This is a genomic window from Cobetia sp. MC34 (genome assembly GCF_018340035.1).
Classification (GTDB): domain Bacteria; phylum Pseudomonadota; class Gammaproteobacteria; order Pseudomonadales; family Halomonadaceae; genus Cobetia; species Cobetia amphilecti.
Genome location: NZ_JADPPY010000042.1, coordinates 1 through 22,217, shown reverse-complemented (window position 1 = coordinate 22,217; position 22,217 = coordinate 1). Strand labels below are relative to the sequence as shown.

At 56.9% G+C, this 22,217-nt stretch carries 17 protein-coding genes and 2 pseudogenes; 10 read left to right on the top strand and 9 right to left on the bottom strand.

The annotated features are described in order from the left end of the window. Positions 1-664: 664 nt before the first annotated feature. From IZU87_RS15555 to IZU87_RS15540, 4 genes are all read right to left on the bottom strand, one after another. Positions 665-1,255, bottom strand: coding sequence for a carboxymuconolactone decarboxylase family protein (locus IZU87_RS15555; RefSeq protein ID WP_153635480.1), 591 nt, complete (start codon positions 1,253-1,255; stop codon positions 665-667). Between the two features lie 204 nt (positions 1,256-1,459). Further along, positions 1,460-1,846, bottom strand: a complete 387-nt coding sequence (locus tag IZU87_RS15550) for a DUF1360 domain-containing protein (protein WP_153635481.1) — start codon at positions 1,844-1,846, stop codon at positions 1,460-1,462. A 103-nt stretch (positions 1,847-1,949) separates the two neighbouring features. Then, complete coding sequence (locus IZU87_RS15545) at positions 1,950-3,062, bottom strand: flavin monoamine oxidase family protein (protein WP_213115109.1); 1,113 nt, start codon at positions 3,060-3,062, stop codon at positions 1,950-1,952. After that, the gene (locus IZU87_RS15540) at positions 3,059-3,730 is read right to left on the bottom strand and encodes a cupin domain-containing protein (protein ID WP_153635483.1); all 672 of its coding nucleotides are present in this window, start codon (positions 3,728-3,730) and stop codon (positions 3,059-3,061) included. Before IZU87_RS15540 ends, IZU87_RS15545 begins: the two co-directional genes overlap by 4 nt. Positions 3,731-3,933: 203 nt before the next feature. On the opposite strand from IZU87_RS15540, the gene gcvA reads away from it, so the two are divergent. Then, positions 3,934-4,875, top strand: a complete 942-nt coding sequence (gcvA, locus tag IZU87_RS15535) for a transcriptional regulator GcvA (protein ID WP_153635484.1) — start codon at positions 3,934-3,936, stop codon at positions 4,873-4,875. A 174-nt stretch (positions 4,876-5,049) separates the two neighbouring features. Here the strand turns inward: gcvA and IZU87_RS15530 are convergent, their stop codons facing one another. Further along, positions 5,050-5,844: a helix-turn-helix domain-containing protein gene (locus IZU87_RS15530; protein ID WP_249330647.1), complete on the bottom strand. Its 795-nt coding sequence runs from the start codon at positions 5,842-5,844 to the stop codon at positions 5,050-5,052. A 492-nt stretch (positions 5,845-6,336) separates the two neighbouring features. Between IZU87_RS15530 and IZU87_RS15525 the strand changes: the two genes are divergently transcribed. Together IZU87_RS15525 and IZU87_RS15520 are read left to right on the top strand one after the other, a co-directional pair. After that, positions 6,337-7,380, top strand: a complete 1,044-nt coding sequence (locus IZU87_RS15525) for a phosphotransferase enzyme family protein (RefSeq protein WP_248623676.1) — start codon at positions 6,337-6,339, stop codon at positions 7,378-7,380. Next, on the top strand, positions 7,380-8,714 hold the full coding sequence (locus tag IZU87_RS15520) for an aspartate aminotransferase family protein (RefSeq protein WP_024952243.1): 1,335 nt from the start codon (positions 7,380-7,382) through the stop codon (positions 8,712-8,714). Before IZU87_RS15525 ends, IZU87_RS15520 begins: the two co-directional genes overlap by 1 nt. Before the next feature lie 264 nt (positions 8,715-8,978). Here IZU87_RS15520 and IZU87_RS15515 read toward each other — a convergent pair whose 3' ends face one another. Then, entirely contained in the window at positions 8,979-11,006 is a 2,028-nt protein-coding gene (locus tag IZU87_RS15515; RefSeq protein WP_088743468.1) for a TonB-dependent receptor domain-containing protein, read from the bottom strand. A 351-nt stretch (positions 11,007-11,357) separates the two neighbouring features. Here IZU87_RS15515 and IZU87_RS15510 point away from each other — a divergent pair, with 351 nt between their 5' ends. Further along, a complete protein-coding gene (locus IZU87_RS15510; RefSeq protein WP_213115108.1) occupies positions 11,358-12,242 on the top strand; it encodes an ABC transporter substrate-binding protein in 885 nt (294 codons plus the stop codon). 106 nt (positions 12,243-12,348) lie between these two features. Here the strand turns inward: IZU87_RS15510 and yejK are convergent, their stop codons facing one another. From yejK to IZU87_RS15495, 3 genes and pseudogenes are all read right to left on the bottom strand, one after another. Next, positions 12,349-13,341, bottom strand: coding sequence for a nucleoid-associated protein YejK (yejK, locus tag IZU87_RS15505; RefSeq protein ID WP_213115107.1), 993 nt, complete (start codon positions 13,339-13,341; stop codon positions 12,349-12,351). Positions 13,342-13,511: 170 nt separating this feature from the next. After that, a pseudogene (locus IZU87_RS18180) lies at positions 13,512-13,834 on the bottom strand (transposase); the annotation flags it as partial. Positions 13,835-14,223: 389 nt separating this feature from the next. Continuing rightward, positions 14,224-15,603 (bottom strand): IS1380 family transposase, encoded by a 1,380-nt coding sequence (locus IZU87_RS15495; protein ID WP_213115106.1) that lies wholly within the window; start codon positions 15,601-15,603, stop codon positions 14,224-14,226. A gap of 105 nt (positions 15,604-15,708) precedes the next feature. On the opposite strand from IZU87_RS15495, the gene IZU87_RS18175 reads away from it, so the two are divergent. The 6 genes and pseudogenes from IZU87_RS18175 to IZU87_RS18170 all read left to right on the top strand — a co-directional run. Beyond that, a complete protein-coding gene (locus IZU87_RS18175) occupies positions 15,709-15,837 on the top strand; it encodes an integrase core domain-containing protein (RefSeq protein WP_153636822.1) in 129 nt (42 codons plus the stop codon). 250 nt (positions 15,838-16,087) lie between these two features. Next, positions 16,088-17,584 (top strand): aldehyde dehydrogenase family protein, encoded by a 1,497-nt coding sequence (locus IZU87_RS15485; RefSeq protein ID WP_213115105.1) that lies wholly within the window; start codon positions 16,088-16,090, stop codon positions 17,582-17,584. A gap of 64 nt (positions 17,585-17,648) precedes the next feature. Further along, positions 17,649-18,773, top strand: coding sequence for an alkene reductase (locus tag IZU87_RS15480; protein ID WP_153635496.1), 1,125 nt, complete (start codon positions 17,649-17,651; stop codon positions 18,771-18,773). A gap of 1,211 nt (positions 18,774-19,984) precedes the next feature. Next, positions 19,985-20,401 carry an organic hydroperoxide resistance protein gene (locus IZU87_RS15475; protein ID WP_153635499.1) on the top strand — a complete coding sequence of 139 codons (417 nt, stop codon included), beginning with the start codon at positions 19,985-19,987 and terminating at the stop codon, positions 20,399-20,401. Position 20,402: 1 nt separating this feature from the next. Then, positions 20,403-21,560, top strand: a complete 1,158-nt coding sequence (locus IZU87_RS15470) for an iron-containing alcohol dehydrogenase (RefSeq protein ID WP_153635500.1) — start codon at positions 20,403-20,405, stop codon at positions 21,558-21,560. A gap of 176 nt (positions 21,561-21,736) precedes the next feature. Beyond that, a pseudogene (locus tag IZU87_RS18170) lies at positions 21,737-22,085 on the top strand (transposase family protein); the annotation flags it as partial. Between the last annotated feature and the right edge of the window lie 132 nt (positions 22,086-22,217).

The window sequence follows — 22,217 nt, the reverse complement described above, 5'->3', positions numbered from 1 at the left end:
TGAATTACCTGAAAGGAGAGAAATCTTTCAAAGGCGGAATTCGGCGGAAACAGAAGAAAGCGGCACTGGTTGAGACATATCTTGCTGACATTCTCGCGGTCTGAAAGCTTTCATGCGTTTTCCCTGCTCCTAGAGTTGAGGAGCCGCACCCGCTGTCGCCAAACAGTGATGGGGGCGGCCGTACGCAGGTTGGCGAACCGGCACTCTAGGAAACCGGCAGACCCGAGGGTCTCCCACGCACGACCGCCATAACGCATGGCAGACACAAAAAAAGCGCCAACCATGGTCTGGGGCGCTTATGCGCCTAGAGGTATTCGAGTCGCCAAACCCGATCGAGGATTTTGCCTCGATAAACTGAATCTAGCAGATGAAAGAGAGGTCGTAAATATCACCTTCCGGTTCGTATCGAACGTTATTTGATTTCGTGAGAAGTGCGGGGGGGGAGAGTGTTATGGCGACAACATTCAAGACTGCGACGACGCGCATGTCGTGGGGCGTCATTGTCTGCGCCTTGAAAAGGGTGAGGCTATCTGGCCGCGAAGTTTTCCTTCACTTTCTTGTCACGTACTTTCTTCGCTATGCCGGACAGCAGCACCTCTCACTACGGGGATGCCCCCTCACACGACGAGCACTGCTTGTTGAACGTGATGTGTCAGCAGCCCCCTCAGATGGCCAAGGCCACCAGGAAGCGAGAGACCATGTTGTAGGCGGCAACCGTGGCGACGGCTTCGATAGTCTGCTGTTCACCGAACAGGGTCTTTAGTGTCTCGATGATGGCTCCATCGACTTCCACTTGGCGGGTTGATTGATCCGTCAACGCCAGCAGTGCACGTTCTTCTTCATTGAAACGAGTTGAAATGCCTTCCTCACGCAGCGCGTCACATTTCTCCTGTGTGCCGCCGGCCTCCAGGTAGGCGGGTTGGTGTACTTGCCATTCAAACTCGGCCCGATTGAGCACGGCCACGCGACACATGATCAACTCGCGATATTCCAGACTGAGCGCGAAGTCCTTGCGAACACGGCCCAGCAGCCCATTCCAGCCCGTGGCCAGGGGCACACTCTTGAGCAGATAGCGATCGATCCCGATCAGCTCTCGGTTGGGGCGGCGTGCTTGCATGCTTTCCAGCAGGTCAGCAGGGACGGCATCGCCGTCTTGCCAGGGAGTTACACGTGGTTTTGTCTCAAGACCTGCCGCCAGGGAGGGGGAGGCGGATAGGGTGGTGCCTGATTGCGGGAAGGAATTTGACTGTGACATGGGGCTTCCTGTGTCCAGAAAATGCCATGCCCCGGGACGCTCGTGGTGGTGGAGTCTGTCGCAGGGCGGGGCAATGATGATGGGGAGTGGCGATACGCGGGGATGGGCGATGCAGTAGGAGCATCGCCACGTGTGAGCCCTGAAATGAATTGCCTGGCTGAGCAAGTCAGTTGGTGCGATGTGGTCAGGGGCATGACCCGGTGTTCATTTGGCCGCGAAGATTTCCTTTACTTCCTTGTCGCGTACTTTCTTCGCCATGCCGGTCAACAGCACCTTGAACAGCAGGCCACTCACCAGGGTGGAGAGCGTCAAGGTGAAGAAACCGGCCAGGATCCAGTCCACCAGGACGAAGCCGCTATTCGTCAAGGTCGGGTGATAGAACACCATGCCAGCGAAGACCACCCAGTGGCTGATGCAGAAGAAGCATTGGAAGAGGTGGCCGATCATGTGGCCAAAGCGTTGTGCGTACTGACGCAACGGTGCGAACAGCTCACCCTGGGTGATCGAGATCGCTATGCTGCTGGCCGCCAGGGCCATCACGAAGCAGGTCCATAGCGCGTTCAGCGTCTCGGGGGAAAATACGGTAGTCATGGGGATCCTTGTGTGTCTTCGTCAAAGTGACGAGTGGGGGAAGTCAATGGGTCGTGCTCAATGTCTGTCGGTGCGGGTGTCTGGTTATCTCTCAGCCTTCTGTCTAGCGTGCGGTCAGCATCCGGTTGACACCTTGGGTGGCAGCATCGATGGCGCCCGCGAGGTGACCCGGGAATTGCGGCGACCATTCACTGGCAATGCCGAACAGGTGTTGATGCCAGGGACCCTCATTCGCTTCCGGTGGCGGCACCGAGACATGGGATGCCACGTCTTCCAGGTCTGCCGGGCTCGCGATGAAGGGTGAGGTAGCCCAGTCCTTGAGGACATCGCTTTGGGGACTGGCCGCCTGAGGGCCAAACAGGCGACCCAGCTGTACGCGGCAGTGCTGACGTAATGCCTCCGGCGTGATCTGACGTCGGTAACCAGCCGGTACCCCCACGAATCCGAAGAGTGCACCTAAGCCTTCCATTGGACTGGCGTCGTGAATCTCCACCATCGGGCCACGCGTGCTGCGTGCGGTACCGGACAAGCCGGTCTCGCGCCAGAAAGGACGATCGTAGACCGCGAGATACTTGGCATGGGGAGCCATCCAGGTCGCGGTCTGCTGCCACTGTGTTGCCAGAGCGCTCGGGAGTGCCGGCGTGAATTGGATATGCTGGAGAGCCTGACGTGGCGGGACGGCCAACAAGACCTGCTCCACCTCATGGTTCATGCGATGTCCGCTGCCATCCTCTGCGCTCAGCGCAATCCCGTCTGGCAAGCGCTCGAGATGACGGACGACCTGCCCAGTCAATACCTTGTCCGCGGGAATATCGCGACGCAGTCGCTCGATCAGCGCCTCCATTCCTCCCACCACACGCATGGCGGTCAGCGAATCCCTGACGCCAGCGGTGCGCAGAGGTTTCTTGTCCGTGGCGCGCTCGAGAAGGCTGTCGCCTGCCGTTTGTTGTGCAAAGCACTCCAGATCCAGTGTCTGTATCAGCTGTCCCATCTCGCGCTGATGCTCAGGCCAGAACCAGGTCGGCCCCAGGTCCAGGCGCCGACTCGTACCGGTGTCGACGCCTGCTGGCAGCAGGGACGCGATCCTTCCACCCGGGTCTGACTGAGCCTCCAGCACGAGGTAGTCCCGCATGCCTCGGCGTTCCAGCAGCCAGGCCGCATACAGGCCTGCGAGTCCGGCACCAATGATGATGACTCTTGATGAGTGCTGACTCATGGCGTCTCCTGAATGGCCAGATGCCCTGTCTTGAGGTAGAAGGTCGCCCCCTGTGTACCGGCGGAAAGCATCAGCGGTTCGCTGGCTGGCAAGCGCAGCCAGCTGCCGGCAGGGCAGGACTCGTGCCCCGGGTGCAGGCAGCCCTCCAACACGAGAAGTTCGGCACCGCCAGTGTTTGTCATCAGCGGAAGCTCGGCATGTGGCGCCATGCGCTGCAGGCTCACCTGCTCGGTGGCACTGGTATACAGTGGGCAGACCTCGCGGCCATCCTGCTCATGCCAGTTGGCCGGGTCCCGCGTGTTGATGCGTACCGCCTCATGCTCCTCGGACGGCATCTGCCGCAGCTTGACGAAGATCACGCAGCCGTCGGTGCTGCTGGGGGTGTGTCGCGAGTCTGGCGGGTTGCGCAGGTACCAGCCTGCAGGGAAGTGGAGCGAGCCATTTTCCGTGAAGGTGCCGGACAGCACGAGAATCTCTTCGCCTTGTGGATGCTCATGCGCTGAAAAGTGGGAGTCTGGTGCATATCGGACCAGGCTGGTGGCCCTTGCCTTTTCCTCCCCGATACGATCCAGCATCATGCGTTCGACGCCTCCCTCCGGGGACGGAACCCACTGGTAGTGATCGGGTGTGATGCTGGCACGTCGTGAGAAGTCGGCATTGAGGCGCATGTAGAGCATCTCCACGTAGGCGAGAGGGGAAGAAAACCTTTTTCAATGTCTGGCGGTCATCACACCCGAGCGTCAGGGCATGAGCAGGACTGCACACATACCGTCAAGGTGTCACGATCGGTGATTGCGGGTATTCTGGAAGCTGATTGCCCATTCAACAAACGAGATTAACTAGGCAGTAGGGAAAGAAAAACTTTATCGCCATGACATCGCCCAACCATCTGAATGCCTTGCGTGCCTTCGAAGCGAGCGCCCGCCACAAGAGCTTTGCCGCTGCGGCAGAGGAGTTACACGTCACGCCTGCCGCTGTCGGTCAGCTGGTGCGTGGGCTAGAGGAGTGGCTCGGCGATTCGCTGTTTCATCGTGCCAACAGCGGCAAGACACGCCTTATCCCGACAGAGCTTGCAGAGCAGGCACTACCCGATATCCGCGCCGGATTTGAGAAGTTGTCACTCGGGGTGGAGCGTCTCAAGGATGGCACTCGGCGTAGCGTGCTGACGGTGACAGTCAGTCCTGCCTTTGCCGCCAAATGGCTGTTGCCACGCCTGCACCGTTTTCAGGCGGCGTGGCCTGACATCGATGTGCATCTGGATACCAACCACAAGCCGGTCGATTTCTCACGGGAGCGGGTGGATATCGGGGTACGCTACGGGCCGGGCAAGTGGAAGGGCGTGGTGGCACAGGAGCTGATGCATGAAGAGGTCTACCCCGTCTGCTCGCCACAGCTGCTACGTGACCCCGAGCGCTTGAAGACGCCCGCAGCCCTGTTGGATGAGACACTGATTCATGACTTGTCCATGGAAGGCCATGACGGTTTTCCCTCGTGGAACGGCTGGTTCAAGAGAGCCGGTCTCACGGATGCTGATTCATCGCGCGGTCTGCAGATCAACAATTCTGCTGCAGTGCTGCAGGCCGCGATCGATGGTCAGGGCATTGCGCTGGCGCGTGGAGTCATGGTTCACGATGATCTTGTGTCGGGGCGTTTGATCAGACCGTTTGATGGAGTGATGTGTGCCTCCTCCCTGGCGTATTACGTGATCCATCGACCCGAGGTCACCCACGTGGCCAAGGTACAGGCATTCCGTGAATGGTTGCTGGAAGAAGCCGGGCTCAGTTGCCGAATACCCTCGACGTCAGGGTCGTGAGGGCTCTGTGATCAAGCAAGTCTACCTGGCGGGTCATTAGCCAATGACATCAACGAGCAGGCATTCCGGGAATGGTTGCTGGAAGAGGTCAGCTGAGTGTTCAGTTGACGTGGTCGAGTGGGCAGGTCCCCTCGGCTTACAGCTTGAGCAGTATCGGGGTAGCCATCGCACACCTCATCCTGCCCGATAACGCGCCTGAGTACTCGAGGGACTCTCACCGAACAGACGGCGATAGTCCCGGGCAAACTGGCCCAGATGATAGAACCCCCAGTCGCTGGCGATCTGACCGATCGTGCTCGTTGACAGGGGATCGCAAAGCCGCCGCCGTACTTGATTGAGTCGGTTGAAGCGGATGAACTGCATCGGACTGAGACCAAGGATGCTGGTGAAGCTATTGTGCAGTGTCCGCTGACTGACGTGGGCGATACGACAGAGGCTCTCGATGCTGACCGGTGCAGGCTCCCCTCGGTTCATATGCTCGCGTACGCGCTCCACTACCTGCCGTCGATGGTGATAGCTGGGGTAGCGGTCGGTGAGAGGTGTCCATTCCTCAAGAATGGCGGCAACAGCCAGTGACAGAATGCCCTGATGCACCTGAACCTCGAATCCCGGCCCCTGTCGCTTGATCAGGCGGTCCATCAGGAAGGTGACCCCTCGCCGAGTCCCTTGCGTCACCCCGAGTCGCATCATGTGCTGAGGATCCCCTTCCAATAGCGTCAGTGCCGACTCCCCCGCGACCTCGAGCAGCCAGTCACGCCGCAACACGAGACAATGGATCGCGAAGGTATCGGGCGTGGTCAGCGCGAAATCCTGCCCGCCCGGCTGACACATGATGTCGCCTTTCTCAAGCGCGTAGCCATTGATCCGGCAGGGCTGTCGCTCGGCGGGAATACCGATCCACAGGGAATCCGGCCAGACATGACATTGCTGGTCCAATGCCTGGCTGGTGTATTCCTTGAATACCTGCATTCCCGGCAGATGGAGTTCATCGATACGTCCGTAGAAGGCGCCCTGACCGTACTGATCGTAGTGTTGCGACCAGTCGGTCAGGTTATGCGCCTGTTCATTGACGTCCCATGCCTCCCGTGTGCACTTGCCTGGTGCATGCTCGAAAATCCCGTGCTGCCAGGTGGCATCACTGTCGTCCGTTCGTGATACATCTTCGTGTATTGATCAATCAACTCATTGTTCTTGTTGGTTTTTTCAGCTTTGCCGGATGCTGATAACGCATCACCTCGCGCTGTCGTTAGTCTGAGTCATGCAACTTTCGCGCACAGAGTCATGCCGTGAGCCAGATCGTGGGTCGTGAGATTGGCCATTGGCTTCTGGCTGCAGACGAAGTGTGACACCGAGACCGCAAGATCCCCGGTCTTCCCATGTCAGCGAGGTGGTGAGATGTATACGGAAGCTCTGATAAATCAAACAAGACACGAGTTGGTCACTTGCCTGGAAAAGTGGCACATGTCGGAAACCTCGCGGATCTCGCTGCTGACCATGTCAGAGAACGCGACCTTTCTGGCCGAGGACGACGAGGAGGGGCGCAGGATCATCATTCGGGTCCACCGCCCGGACTATCACTGCCGGGAGGAGATCGAGTCCGAGTTGGCCTGGATCGATGACCTGCGCACGACGGCACGGATCAATACGCCGGCGCCGGTCATGACCACAACAGGCAGCCCTGTGCTGAGCATCTCCGCCGGCGGGCAATCCTTGTATGTGGTGGCCTTCGAGCATGTGGTCGGCAGTGAGCCGGATATCGACGAGGGTCTGCCGCAGTGGTTCGAACGGCTGGGCGCGATGACTGCCACGCTGCACGAACACAGCCGTCGCTGGCAGCCGCCGGAAGGCTTCGTGCGCAAGCGCTGGGACTTGGAAAGCATGATCTCACCCCGTGGACTGTGGGGCGATTGGCGAAATGCGCCGCGCATGACGCTGGAAGAGGCCCAGGCCATCAATGCTGCCATCCCCTATCTCAAGTCGGAAATCGCGCTTTATGGCACGGCACCAGAGCAGTTCGGGCTGGTCCATGCCGACCTGCGCTTGACCAACCTGCTGGTATCACGGGACAGCATGGCGATCATCGACTTCGATGACTGCGGCTTCTGCTGGTATGCCTATGACTTCGCTGCCGCGATCAGCTTCCACGAGATGGATCCGTGCGTCGCGCAGCTGAGAGACGCCTGGATCAAGGGGTACCGCTCGGTGGCCGAGTTCTCGTCCGCGGATGAGGCAATGCTGGATACCTTCATCATGTTGCGTCGCATTCTGCTGTGTGCCTGGCTGGCCACGCATCAGGAGAGCAAGGAAGGCAAGACACTGAGTGATGGTTTCAGCCGGGATACGGCCATCATGGCGCGGCGCTATGTTCAGCAACGAGGGGGCCAGTCACGAGAGGGCCAGCAAGGTGTCGTGCAGACACTGGGCATGCAGGAACACGACGATCAGGCGGATGTTGATCGGACAGGTACAGATCGGACAATCAATGACAAGGTGAGGATGGCGTGATGGAAAAGGTACGCGGGATTCTGGATCAGAACGCCTTCAGCATGGCGCATATCGACAAGGCTGATGCGCGAATCGGCGCCTTGGTGCGCAAGCGGCTGGAAACGGTAGGGCCGACGTCCATGCTCTTCTATGAGGAGCCGCTGCACATCGTCCGGGGCGAGCGGGTCTGGTTGTTCGATGATCAAGGCAAGCGCTACCTGGATGTCTACAACAATGTGCCGTCCATCGGCCACTGCCATCCTCGCGTGGTTCAGGCGGTCGCTGAACAGATGGGGACCCTCAACGTGCACAACCGCTATCTGCACGAAGGCATCCATCGCTATGCCGAGCGTCTGCTGGACACGCTGCCGCGCGCGCTCAATCGACTGGTGATGATGTGTACCGGCAGTGAAAGCAACGACATGGCGCTGAGGCTGGCGCGTGGCTGGACGGGCCGGCAGGGGATCATCGTCACCGAGGCGGCCTACCACGGCAACACGGCCGCCGTGACGGAAGTTTCACCGTCTTCCTACAAACAGGGAACGCCGCCGGATCACGTACATATCCTGCCGATCTCCCGGATGAGTGAGCAGGCAGACCCGGCCGTCTGGTTCGCCGAGCAGGTGCGGTACGGCATCGAACAGCTGGAGGCGAGGGGCCATGGATGCGCGGCGCTGCTGGTCGACTCCATCTTCTCGAGCGATGGCATCTATGCCGACCCCGCAGGTTTCCTGAAGCCCGCGGTCGAACTCCTGCAGTCCCGGGGCGGCCTGTTCATCTCCGATGAGGTCCAGCCCGGCTTCGGGCGCACGGGGCAGGGGATGTGGGGCTTCTCGCGCCACGGCGTGACGCCGGATGTGGTGACCATGGGCAAACCGATGGGCAACGGCTTCCCGATGTCCGGGCTGGCGGCACGCGAGGAGTTGCTGGCGGTCCTGAACGCTGATGTGGGCTACTTCAATACCTTCGGCGGCTCACCGGTCGCCGTGGCGGCGGGCACGGCGGTGCTGGACGTGATCGCCGAGGAAGACCTGATGGCCAATGCAGAGCGTCAGGGCGAGTACTTCAAGCGACAGCTGCAGGACATTCAGGCACGCTTCGAGGAGGTGAGCGATGTACGAGGCGCCGGGCTGTTCCTGGGGCTGGACCTCTGTGACCCGACGCGTGACGGAGCGCCGGACGCCCAGCGCACCACGGCGTTGATCAACGACCTCAAGCGCAATGGCGTGTTGATCGGCGGGGCCGGCAAGTCCGGCAGTACCTTGAAGATTCGCCCGCCACTGTGCATCGAACGCTCGGAAGCCGACCTCTTCCTGGACAGGTTCGAGCAATCCTTGAGAACGACTGCCAGGTAACCCACTCGCAACACGTCATGGGTCATCGGTGAATAACTCCGCTGCGGAGCTGCAAGTTGCAATTGAAACACTTGCCAAGGTGCAAGCTTTCCGCGAGTGGTTCTTGGAGGAAAATGGCAGCGAGTATCGTGGATCTGATGGAAGATGCTGATGATGACACCGGCCCTCATGCCTGACGTCCTATTTTTAGGTTATGAACTGAAACGCGACAAGGGGAGCCTCGGCTCCCCTTGTCGCGTCAGCATGAATGCTTCTAGTTGAGGGTCAGAAGTCCATGGTCAGCCCCAGGTTCAACCGGCGGCCATCCAGTACCACGCCGTAGGTATCATTGGTGACTTCCTTGTCGGCGATGTTGTAGAGGCCAGCCTTGACGCGAGCGTTCTCGTTCAAGGCATAGACGACACCCACATCGAAGAAGGTATAGCTGGGCGTGCCTTCGCTCATGCTGGTCCGTGACAGATAATCACTGGTTTCGCCACGGTAGTTCCCCTGTGCCCACAGGTTCAGGTCGTGAGTGGCTTGCCAGTCCAGCGCCACGTTGAGCATATGTTCCGGAATCTTGTTCAAGGGCTCGCCCTTGAATTCACCACTTTTCTGCTCGGAATCGGTGTAAGTGTAACTGGAGCTAAGGTTCACGCTTGGCGTGATGGCATAGTCCAGTGACAGCTCGATACCCTGCATGACAGCTTCGTCGATGTTGCGGTAGGTGCTGACGAAATAGTAATCAGTGCCGGCATAGCTGCACTCGCGGAAGGCGGGATCGGAGAAACCTTCATCCGGGCCCTGGCAGAGGCGGTCTTCGGAGATCTTGTCCTTGAACTGGGTGTAGAACAGGGTGGCGCCGGCGCTGAGCGTGCCAGACTGGTTCTGGAAGACGGTGCCCAGCTCGTAGTTGGTACTGGTTTCCGGATCCAGCTCCTCGTTACCGATGATGACAGCGCTGCCCCGACCGGTTCGACGTCCAAAGCCCTCTGTCGCAGCGGATAGGCTCGGCTGACTATAGCCCGTGGAAACCCCGCCCTTGAGTGTCCATTGCGGGTCAAGGTGATAATTGGCGTAGACGCGCGGCGAGAGATGTCCGCCAAACAGCTCGTCATCGTCGTAGCGCAAGCCGGTGGTGACGTTGAGGTCCTCGGTCAGACTCCATTCCATCTCGACGAATAGCGCCGCGATCCAGCGATCGACGTTATCGACGGCCCCCGGGACATTCGAATCCAGCAAACCATTGGTCTCATCGGTCAGCTGCTCGAATTTGTACTGACCGCCGAAGGTCAGCATATGGTCGCCCCAGAAGTACGTGGTCTGGTTGTTGAGCGTGGTGACTTCTTCGCGTTTCTCATCATCGGAATCCAGCACGTTCTCCGAGATGTCGTGCTGCAGATAGGTGTCCGTGAGGAAGCTGCCGTAACTTCCCTTGTGGCCAAGGGTATAGACATCCTTGTCGTAGCGATAACGACTGGTTTCGGAATCATCTGCGATGCTCACGCCAGCATTGTGAGTGTATTCTTTCTTGGAGGCGGTATAGCCGAGCGTGAACGCATTGTCCTCATCTGGTGTCAGCGTGAACTCGGCACCTCCTTGACGTGTGTCGCTGTCGGGCATGCTTTCAGCATTGTCGCTACCGCCCTGGTAATCGCTTTCTTCATAACCGGTCCAGTTTCCGTGGACCTTGAGACCGAGCAGGCCTTCGATGAGCGGCCCGCTGGTATAGAAGCTCAGTTGCTGCCCGTCATTGCTGATGTCGTTGAGCGAATGGGTGTATTCCGTCGTGACAGACCCCGACCAATCATCCGCCACTTTTTTTGTGATGATGTTGATGACGCCGCCCATGGCTTGTGAGCCGTACAGCGATGACATCGGTCCGCGAATCACTTCCACTCGCTCGATCATCGAGATTGGGGGGAGGCCAATCTGCTTGCCTTCATCATTGCCATTGGTATTGACGGAGCGGCCAGCCGAGAGAGGGCGGCCATCGATCATGTAAAGCGTGTAGCTGTTGTCCATCCCTCGAATACTGATGTCCTGAGAATTCCCGCCCCCCGTGACATAGACGCCAGGCACATTATCCATGGCATCTGTGATGTCCGTGTACGACTGCTTGTTGAGCTGCTCGCCGGTAATGACCGAGATACTGGCAGGGGCATCCGAGATCACCTGTTCGTAGCCGGAAGCTGTCACCACCACAGGTTCCAACTGGCTGGAGTCGTCAGCCTGTACGCCAGCAGGTAGGCAAGCGGCGGCGATACCGATAGCCAAGGCCGATCGAGCAAAGGGGAGTGCGGGGACTGTCATGTTCCTGGATCCTTGAGGTCGCGATTATGTCGTTATTGAGCCACGAGTTTTTTAGGGTTGTGGGCCACTGAGTGCTCTGTTGACGTCGACTTCGGGTAGGGAACACGACAGGCGCCATCGCATCAGTGTCGATCTTTTTCTCGTATTTACGAAAACAAATGATAAACATTCGTGTTTTTTAGTTTAGGTGTGTTTCTTTGTTGTCAGAGTTGCGTTCTACGCAACCCTTGGTGATGGCCTGGAGTCGTTCGTAAATTGCGGGTTGTGCAACGCACAGTTGCATGATTTTGAGGAAATAGCCGTGCTAGGATCGTAAACACAAATGATATTAATTATTATTCAATGAAGGGGATGTCGATGAACGTCACTGGGCTCACCTTGTCTGTCTCTACTCTGTTGTTGGCTGCTTTACCCTTGAGTGCACAGGCACACGAAGTCGCCGGAGGAGAGCATGGCCCTTCCGTCGTGAGTCTGGACTGGGGCGCTGCCGATACGCTGGATGAGCTGGGCTTGGCCGAGCATCTCGTCGGGGTTCCACATCAGTCTGCACCCGCCTATGTGTCGCATTTGATCAAAGATCGAGCAGATGTCGGCGGACTCAAGGAGCCTGATGTCGAGGCGATCGCGGGATTGGAGCCGGACCTGATTCTGGTCACCGGCCGTCAGTCTGGATCGCTTGAGGCGCTCAAGGCTGTGGCGGAGACGCGTGATGTCACTCTCGAAGAAGGCAATTACTTCGAAGCATTTAGTGACAAGGTGCTGAGCCTGGCGTCCCCGTATCATGCTGAGGAAAAGGCGCACGATCATCTTGCAGCGCTTGAGTCTGCAATCGATACGGCACGGGAGGGGCTCGTTAACGATCTTCGAGTGCTGGTCGTGACTCACAATGACGGTCGCTATGCTTTGCGTAACGAGCCGGTAGTGACTGAGCTGCTGCAGATCGAACAGCCGGCGTTGCCGGATTCCGTGGAGCCGGTCAGCCGTGGTGCGCGTACTTTCTACCCGCTGACGCCAGCGAATATTGCCGAGATGGCGCCGAATGCTCTTTATGTGGTCGATCGCAGTGCTGCCATTGGCCAGACCCCGATGGATGCTGACGCGCTTGAGGCCGCGCTGGCCGATGCTGGCGGCGCGGACATTGGTGTCACCGTGCTATCCCCGGGGCTTTGGTATCTCTCCGGCAATGGCTTGCAGAGTGTGCGTGCCCAGATGAATGAGATTCTCGAAGGGCTATAAAGGCCGGGGCACACGGTTTCTTGTCAGACACGCGAAGGCCAGGCAGATGCCTGGCCTTCGCGTGTCTGCCGGATGTGCATCAGGTGATGTCGTCTGATCAGAGGCTTCAGCGTTGCTTGAGCTGATCGCGCAGGCCCGTCGGGACCTGTTTGATGATCAGACGATCGCTGGCCTCATCGTATTCCACCGAGTCGCCCAGCAGGTGCGAATCAAAGCTGATCGAGACGCCCGCGGCGCGCCCGGTGAAACGCTTGAACTGGTTGAGCGTCTTCTTGTCCGGCGGGATTTCCGGTGACAGCCCATAGTCACTGTTGCGAATGTGATCGTAGAAGGCTTGCGGGTGCTCTTCATCGATCAGCTCAGACAGCTGGTCCAGCGTGATCGGCTCGCCGAGCTTGGCCTGATCGGTGGCGTAATCGACCAGGGTGTCGGTCTTCTGCCGGCTGGCTTCCTCGGCCATGTCTTCCTTCTCGACATAGTCGCTGAACGCCTTGAGCAGGGTGCGGGTTTCCTGGCCGGCATCCCGCTGCTCCTGTGCGCCCAGCGTCTCGGCGAAAGCTTCGGCGAGCTTGGTGCGTCCGCGATCGCGCGCCCAGGACAGATAGGGGTGAGACGTCGAGCTGCCTTGCCACTGACTGATATCCAGTCGTGCGGCCAGCGACATCTGGGTCATGTTGAGCTGTCGGGCGGGCGTTACCGCGAGGGACTCGTCGATCGCGAAGCCATCACGATGGTGCAGCAACGCCATGAACAGGTGACGCGTCTCGCCCTGTTGGTGATCCACCACCAGCAGATGGCCGCCTGTCGGGAGGTTGTCATCGATCAACGTCATGAGTCGACTGGCAAGCGTCTGGGTCAGGCTCGCGAAATCGGTATCACCTGCGAGGAAAGATGCCAGCTCGGAGGGGAAGGCGGCAGGCGCGTCTTCATTGAAACGGCCCCAGTTCTTGGCCTTGCCGTGGTAGGCATCATTGAGCCCGGACACCAGATCCTCCAGTGCATCGGATGCCGGCAGGGCGGTGGCGGCAGGCACCAGCTGGGCCGGCGTCTCGCTATTGCCCTTGTCGATACGGTGAATGATGCTCTGCAGGATCGGCATGGAAACCTCCCTCGGCTGCGATGAATGGGCTGGGGATGATACCCGTCACGACTCCACGGTGGTAGGGAAGGCGGCACTCATGGTTGTCATGAGCGCCGAGCGGGTGATGAGCTGTGAGATCAAAGACAAGGGGCGAGCCTGCTTGCATGAGCGGCCCGCCCCTAGGTTCTTTAGGAAAACTCGGCTCGTAGACAGCGCCGTATGCAAGCTACGCATACCATCGCATAAAAGCTACGGGCCAACTTCTCATATCGCGTCGCAATACGACTGAACTCTTTCAGCCAACAGAAAGAGCGCTCCACGATATTTCGCTGACGGTACATGGGTTTATCGAAACCACGTGGGAGACCTGGCCGAAGTTCCGCTTCATCTTTTTTTGAGCGATTACCGGCTTGATTCGTACACGGTCGCAGTAACTGCGCAGCTCGTCACTGTCATAGCCCTTGTCTGCCAAGATGTAGCGGCAACGTTTTCGCAGCCGACCAGGATCCCCCGCTAGATGAACCTTTTCCAGGGTAGGCATGAAGTAGCGTGTATCCGACTATTCCACCGCCGACAGTCTGATGGCGATGAGCCAGCCGAGACGATCACAGATCAAATGGATTTTGGTCGTGATGCCGCCGTCACTCCGGCCCCGTGCATGTCTTAAACCCGCCTCATTCATGAGGACTCGGAACGAGCGGTCTGAAGCGGCTGGCTGGCGACTTCTCTCATCAGGATCGGTATCTACGCCATGAAAGCCCGGTGAGATATGCCCAAATGCCGCTGTTTTGTCGCCTTCTTATAACTTTCAGGAATCTGTCTCAGCCGTCAACGCAGGCGTGATCGTCGGCCGCCTCTGCGGTCGCTCTATTCTTGGTACTGTGGCGGTCTCGCCGTGTATCAACTCAGCGCGGTCAGTCGTGGCAGCCCCTTCAGCAACGTGGGCCACCACTTGTCGGCGGCGGCACCAAGGTGAATGGTGATGCGTCTTGCATGCAGTGACAGCGTAGCGGCGATCTTGAGCACCTGTTCGCGCATCCGGCTCAGACTCCAGCCTTGCCGGGTCTGTCGCTCCAGCAGGCACCGCAAACCATGCAAAACCTGGTAGGCGTAGAGGTTGAGTAGCAGGCTCACCTCGTTGCGAGCCATCACGTCCTGAATCGTGGAGGTGCCGCGATCCGTCGACGAGAGATGCACGTCGAGGGCCGACTTCACCTCACCCATATGGGCCTCGGCGCTGCCGCGCTTGCGGTAGAGTGCCAGGATCTTCTCCGGCGGCCAGTCGAACTTGTTGAGGTTGGTGACCAGGAAGCAGGCATGTAGCAGCAGGTCGTCGGGGCGTTCCTGCACTACCAGTACCACGCGACGTGGCTCAGGCCAGGTACCGGCCTGGTACTCGAGATCATGGCACCATTCCCGAGGCTGCTCGGGGGGTCGACCTCGTGGCCGTTTCAGGTGCGGGGACGCCAGTTTCTGCAGACCCTTATGACTCCGTAGCCGACCCAGGTACTCGATGTCGCGGTCTTCCAGCGCTTCCAGCGTGTCGTTGTCGGTGAACCCGGCATCGATACGCACCCGAACCTTGGCGCCGGTGCTCTCGTTGAGTCGCTTCACCAGGTGCGGGATCCAGGTATCGGCGTTCTCGGCCGGGCCGGTGTTGCCCTCGCGTAGCAGGCCGCCCACCATGTCGCCGGTTTCGGCCAGCGAGGCGATCAGCGGCGAATAAATGCGGGCCCCGTAAAGACCATGATAAGCCGAGCCGCCTTGGTGACCGTGGACCTCGATCGGCAGGCCGTCGATATCGAGCGTCAATTGTTTGGGGCGCTCGCCGTTCTTCAGCGAGGTCAAACGCCAGACCACCCGTCGCAGCAGGTCTTCGTGTACGGCATCGATGTTGTCGTTGCGTCCGAGGCAGGTCAGCAGTCGCGACAATGTGGCTTGGGATGGTCGGTCAAGGGCCAGTGGCGTCATGCCGCGGGCATCGCTGCAGGCCAGCTGCCAGAGTAGGTCACGTCGTAATGTGTCGGTGTCGCTGAGGTCGATCCAGCCCATCGCGCGCTGCAGGACCAGGGTTCGCAGCTGACTGGCCAGCGAGTGGCGGATACGGAGCGGGTGGCGCCGATCGACCAGGTTGTCTTCGAGCGCCTCGATCACGCCGCTGTTGTCGAGGGCTTCACGCAGCAGCAGGGCGCCGCTGTCGCTGGTGGTTCGCTGGCCGCTCAGCTCGACACGGACGGAGCCGTTGCTGGAAGGCGTCCAGGTGGATAGGCTTTCACCCATGGCGAGTAGTACTCTTGAGTCAGACTCTTTGCGTAAAGCACTGATTTTTCAAGAGAATACCATCCGTTATCTTCGTTTTCAGGTCGGTCTCATGAATAAGCCGGGCTGAAGGCATTTGAGAATGGCGTCCACTTGCGAAGGGATCTGAAGCGTTGCTTCGCTTGGTACAACACGGAGCGGCCCCACCAAGGGCTGGACGATGATATACCTGATGAAGCAACTTCCAACCACTGACCTAGGCGGCCTGACGCCGATAATGATTCGATCCGAGCTTAGACGACCTGTCAGGTGGTCCAAAGGATAGGGTCCACTTCACTTGAGGGCCGATGCCTTCGATACAGAGCTTACGTGACTCGAGCAACACTCTCATACATAAGGAGAGGCGGATGCTATATTTTACCCATATCATAAAATTTAAGTATTGACGTATCTCGATATCTAGCTATGATGGGTTTGTAGGCTAACCAAGTCAAAGGAGTTCATTGTGTTGAAGCCCAACCAAACCACTTCAAGCCATGCGCCCGACAGCCACTATGGTCATTTCATCGACAATCAATGGTTTGACGGTGAAAGTGTCGAGACCATCGACTCTACCAACCCGGCCACCGGTGCATTTCTGACCAATATCCCGCGCGGCACGGTTGGTGACGTGGATTGTGCTGTCCAAGCGGCGGCCCGCGCATTTAACTCCTGGGGCAAGACTTCTCCGGCCGAACGTGCCAACGCGCTGCTGAAGATTGCTGATTTGCTCGAAGCCGATGCTGAGTGTTTCGTGGCGTTTGAGAGCCTAGATGTCGGCAAGCCGGTTCGTGAGGCCCAAGTAGATGTGTCGTTGGCCATCGACCATTTCCGCTACTTTGCCGGTGCGATACGCAGCCATTCGGACGAAGCTTCCATGCTTGACCACCAGACGATGAGTCTGACGCTAAGCGAACCACTCGGCGTGGTCGGCCAAGTCATCCCCTGGAACTTCCCGCTATTGATGGCAGCTTGGAAGATTGCCCCGGCGATTGCCATGGGCAACACGGTGGTAATCAAACCATCAGAGATGACGCCGGTCACGATTTTGGAAATGGCAAAGATCTTCGCCAAGGTGCTTCCTGCCGGCGTGGTCAACATTGTCACTGGCCTGGGCACAGAGGTTGGGCAGGCGATTCTCGATCACCCTCAGGTCGCCAAGCTCGCCTTCACCGGCTCAACGCGTATCGGTGAAGTCGTGGCAGCAGCAGCAGCCAAGAGGATCGTTCCGGCCACACTAGAGCTTGGCGGGAAGTCGGCCAACATCATATTCCCCGATGCCAATTGGGATCGGGCTATCGAAGCGGCTGCACTTGGCATTCTGTGGAACCAAGGCGAAGTATGTGAGTCTGGTTCTCGCTTGTTCGTGCACGAGACGATCTACGAGCGCTTCGTCGGCGAGCTCAAGGAACGCTTTGAAAAGGTTCGCGTTGGCAATCCGCTCGACCTCAAGACACAGATGGGTGCCCAAATCAGCCAAATCCATACAGATCGCATCATGAGCTACATCGAGCTGGCTAAGGAAGAAGGAGCTCGCATCCTCACAGGTGGTGAGCGACTGACTGGCGGTGAATACGATGCTGGCTACTTCATCAAGCCGACGATCATCGTTGATGTGCGCAACGACATGCGCATCGCCCAAGAGGAGATATTTGGGCCGGTCGTTACCGTGCTGTCGTTTAAGGATGAGGCCGAAGTGGTGGCGCTGGCTAATGCTTCCGACTATGGCTTGGCTGGTGCAGTCTGGACCCAGGACATCAACCGTGCAATCCGTGTGGCGCGAGCCATCGAAACTGGCCGTATGTGGATTAACACCTATCATGATATTCCGGCCCACGCCCCGTTCGGTGGCTACAAGAAGTCCGGTCTCGGCCGCGAGACTCACAAGTCCATATTGGACGCGTACAGCGAGAAGAAGAACATCTACATCAGCTTGAACGAAGCACCGTTCGGTGTGTTTTGAGTGCGATTCATAGTCAAGTTTTTTTCACTAATATCGAAATTTTTAAGCATTTAGGATTTTCAATATGAGCAAAGAGATACTTTTTGAAAGCACGCAGTTGGGGCCTTACATTCTGAAAAACCGGATCGTGCTCCCGCCGCTGACCCGCTCGCGCAGTTCCCAGCCGGGCAACATTCCGAACGAACTCATGGCTGCCTACTACCGTCAGCGGGCAGGGGCGGGCTTTATGGTCACCGAGGGCGCGCAGATCGAGCCGCGTGGTCAAGGGTATGCTTGGACGCCCGGTATTCACAGCTCGGAACAGGTTGAAGGCTGGCGCAAAATCACGGCAGCGGTACATGCTGAAGGTAGCATTATATTTGCGCAGCTCTGGCATGTGGGACGGGTTTCGCACGACTCGCTGCAACCCGGCGGTGCGGCACCCGTCGCGCCCTCAGCAATCGTTGCCGACAACGTCAAGGTGTTCGTCGAAACCGGTCCGAACCAGGGCGCACTTTCGGAGCCGTCGGTGCCGCGTGCGCTGACAACTGCCGAAGTGAAGGAGTTGGTACGGCTCTACGCCCAGGCAGCCCGCAATGCACTCGATGCAGGCTTCGATGGTGTCGAACTCCACTGCGCCAACGGCTACCTCATTAACCAGTTCATTTCCGTGCATACTAATCGGCGAACCGATGAATACGGTGGCTCGCTGCAAAATCGTCTGCGCTTCCTGCGCGAGGTGGTTCAGGCCGTTGCTGATGTGGTCGGCAAGGAACGGCTCGGGGTGCGATTCGCTCCGCTGTTCACCAGCACCGTGGAAGATCGCGTCTATCTGGGGCTGGTGGAGGATGATCCCCATGAGACCTATATCGAGGCCATCAGGGTTCTCGAACAGATCGGAATTGCCTATGTCTCGATTGCCGAGGCCGATTGGGACAACGCACCAGAGCTGCCTGAGACTTTCCGTAATGACGTACGCGTCAACTTCAGTGGCAAGGTCCTTTATGCCGGTAAATATACCGTGGAGCGCGGTGTGCGCGTGGTAAAGGCAGGCTGGGGAGATCTGATTGCGTTCGGTCGTCCCTTCATTGCCAACCCGGATCTGCCTGAGCGAATCGCCCAAGGCTGGCCGCTCAACGCAGTAGACTCAGCGACGATGTATGGCGGTACTGACAAGGGATACACCGACTATCCCTCTTACCGGCCATAAGGCATTACTGGTCGCGTTCGCATTTCGGACGCGGCCAGTGGAGCTGCGTGTGCGTAATGGAAACCTTGAGGTCAGAGGAGCCTGACAATGTATTAGCCAAGTACAATCCCTTATCCCGGCTTATTCATGAGAGCGCTTCCGGAGTCATATAAAGGTTTTTGTCGCAGATATCGGTCCTCAACAGCAGCATTTGCGGCACAAGAGCCTGATTTTTATGCGAAGGACGTACTTTTCATCATTTCTATCTAACTTTCAGGCATTAACTGTGACCACCAGTCATCGTGGTGACCGTATATTCGTCAGTTAGTAGTAGTGGGATAGAAGTTCCTTTCTGAGCGCTTCAATCGCGCAGAATCGAAATTATCATCATTTCTCTAATGAAGAGGCATTCATGAAGCGGAGTAGAGAAAAGTCTTGGCATCATAGGGCAAATTCTATTCGAAGAAGGTTATTAGTGGGGTGTATAGGGCTATATCCGACTTTACTAATAGTGCTGGCTATATTGTCTCCCTTAACCAAGGGGTTAAGCTTCCCGTTAATGGTTCTTATTGAAGTGTTAGTATTGGTCCCAGTCACTCAGTTAATATCATTTCCACTGGCTGGACGAGTGGTATCACTGATGGTATATAAGATGTCTGGTGGCAAAAAACAATGAAATTATTAGTAAGTTTGACAGTGTTGATAATTACTACTTTTTACGTGCCTAATATGGGATGACGGGGTTTGGATAAATGTCCGAATGATGCTGCGTGATAACCAGTGGGAGTCACTTGAGTCTCTTCTTCCCGATAAAGTGACTGACTGTGGTGTGACCGCCAAAGACAACCGGCCTCTTTAATGAAGCTGTCCTGTCGATCGCTCGCATTGGAGCTCCTGAGCGTGACCTGCTGGTCTCCTTCGGGCGTCGGCATACCGTCTATATGCGTTACAATCGCTGGTTAAAGAAATATTTGGTCGCAGATTGCAGATGCGTTGGCCGATGACTCTGATCTCCTAACGCTTACTAAGGCAGACTTGCCTTTTGGTGGTATTGGTCGGTCGGGCTACGGCCGAGAATTGATCGGGCTCGGAATCAGGGAGTTTGTCAACCACAAGCTTATTTCGGTGGTTGATATTGACGCACCGTTCTAAATAGTGACGTGAAAAACGATGCCCTCAAGGTATTTTTTAACCATTCGATAGTCGACTGGTCGAATAAGGAGTGATAGTTCATGAAAATTTTCTACAAAACTGCTGCAATTGCAATGGGCGGGCGCACAGGAATTTCAACCCTGAACGACGGCAGTTTTTCGGTCCAAATGGTTCGGCCCGATAGTGATGAAGATGGCGTAAACCCTGAACAACTGTTTGCACTTGGCTATGCCGCTTGTTTTGACAGCGCGATGGAGATTACCGCAAGGCAGCTCAAGCTGAATGTCAAGGGGGCAAAAACTTCGATTGAAGTGGGTATCGGCCAACGATCCGATGGTGGATACGCGCTTGACCTTGACATTATTGCTCACTTACCGGGCATGGCCCGACAGGACGCACAGCGATTGGTCGAGGCGACACATAAACTTTGCCCCTACTCCAATGCTACTCGCGGAAACATCGATATCCGCTTACATATTGAAACTGAAGGAAACTGATATGAAGAATTTCGATTTTCACAACCCTACTCGAATTCTGTTTGGTAAAGGTAGCATTGCAGAGCTGAAAGATCAGGTCCCCGCTAATGCGAAAGTTTTGATTCTCTATGGCGGTGGTAGTGCCGAACGTACTGGCGTTCTAAGCCAGGTGCGCGAAGCTCTTGCTGGCAGGGTAATGCTTGAGTTTGGAGGCATTGAACCTAACCCACGCTATGCTACAGCGCTAAAAGCAGTTGAGATAGTTCGCAAAAATGCCGTCACTTTCCTGCTAGCCGTTGGGGGGGGGTCGGTCATCGATGCCACCAAATTTATTGCGGCGGCGGCAAAGTATGATGGTGATGCTTGGAATATTCTTATATCACATGGATCAGTCATTACCCAAGCAGTTCCGTTTGGCTCTGTGTTGACGCTACCTGCTACTGGGTCTGAGATGAATTCTGGTGGAGTGATTACCAATCTTGAAAAAAAAGCTAAACTGCCGTTTAGCAGTATTCATTGTTACCCGGTGTTCTCCATGTTAGATCCCGAGGTGACCTACACCTTGCCACCGCGTCAGATTGCCAACGGTGTAGTTGACGCCTTCGTTCATACGATCGAACAATACCTAACCTATCCAGCTGCTGCGTCGATTCAGGATGGTTTTGCCGAAACCCTTCTGCGTACATTGATCGAACTTGGACCCAAGGCGCTTGAGAAACCTGATGATTATAATATTCGTGCCAATTTGATGTGGGCTGCAACAATGGCTTTGAATGGGCTCATTGGTGCAGGAGTACCTCAGGACTGGGCTACTCATATGATCGGGCACGAGATTACCGCACTGAACGATACTGATCACGCCCGTACGCTTGCGGTTGTGCTACCATCATTAATGTATGATCAGCGCGAGGTCAAATGTGAGAAACTTCTCCAGTATGCCAGCAATGTTTGGGATATTCGTGAAGGATCTGATGTCGAACGCATTGATACTGCGATCGAAGCAACGCGTGATTTCTTTGAGCGGATGGGCATCAAGACTCGATTAGGCGACTATAGTGTTGATGCTGCCGGAATCGACTATATCGTTGATTCTTTACGAAATCACGGAATGACTGCGCTTGGTGAACATAAATCCATCACACCCGATGATGCTCGCCGTATTCTTGAAGCTGCTTTATAAGAATAATAGAATATGATGGCAGTAGGCGCTGTAAACAGTAAACTTGTGTTGGTAGAACGCCCAAAAAGGATGGTCGACTCAGAACACTCTGAGGTTTGAAAAAGAAGCGGTACCTGTAAGGTGCCGTACCGCCACCAAGTGGACAAAGCGCCTGTTTAGCATGATGGCTGCGTGATGAGTGGAGCCCAGATAAGGTCGATGATCGACGCTTCATCGACCACTGGGTGGGTGACACCGTAATACAGTGTCACAAGCAATCAGACCTGGTCACACTAGTTGAGCGTCGCAGCTGCCATTTACTGGCGGCAAGACTGCCTAGGGTCTAGGCGCGGCGGCAGTCCAGATCATCACGCTGTACTGGACAATGGCTCGGAATTCTCCGGATGCTAAGCGGTGGCTAAGGTCGTAACGGCGATGATGGATTTCTTTGATTTTTATCGCTCTAGGCTGCGTGGGAGCAACAAGAACACCAATTGCTTGTTCCCCAAAGGAAAAGACTTCCGCCAAGTTAGTAATTTAGTGTTATGCAAGTCCCCTATCTGCCAGCGTAGTTGTCACCTAAACGGATTGAGAGGTGATCAACGTGCGTTATTCCACAGAGCGTAAGGAAGCCATCCTCAAGAAGATGGCGCCGCCTATGAGCATGACCATCCCGGA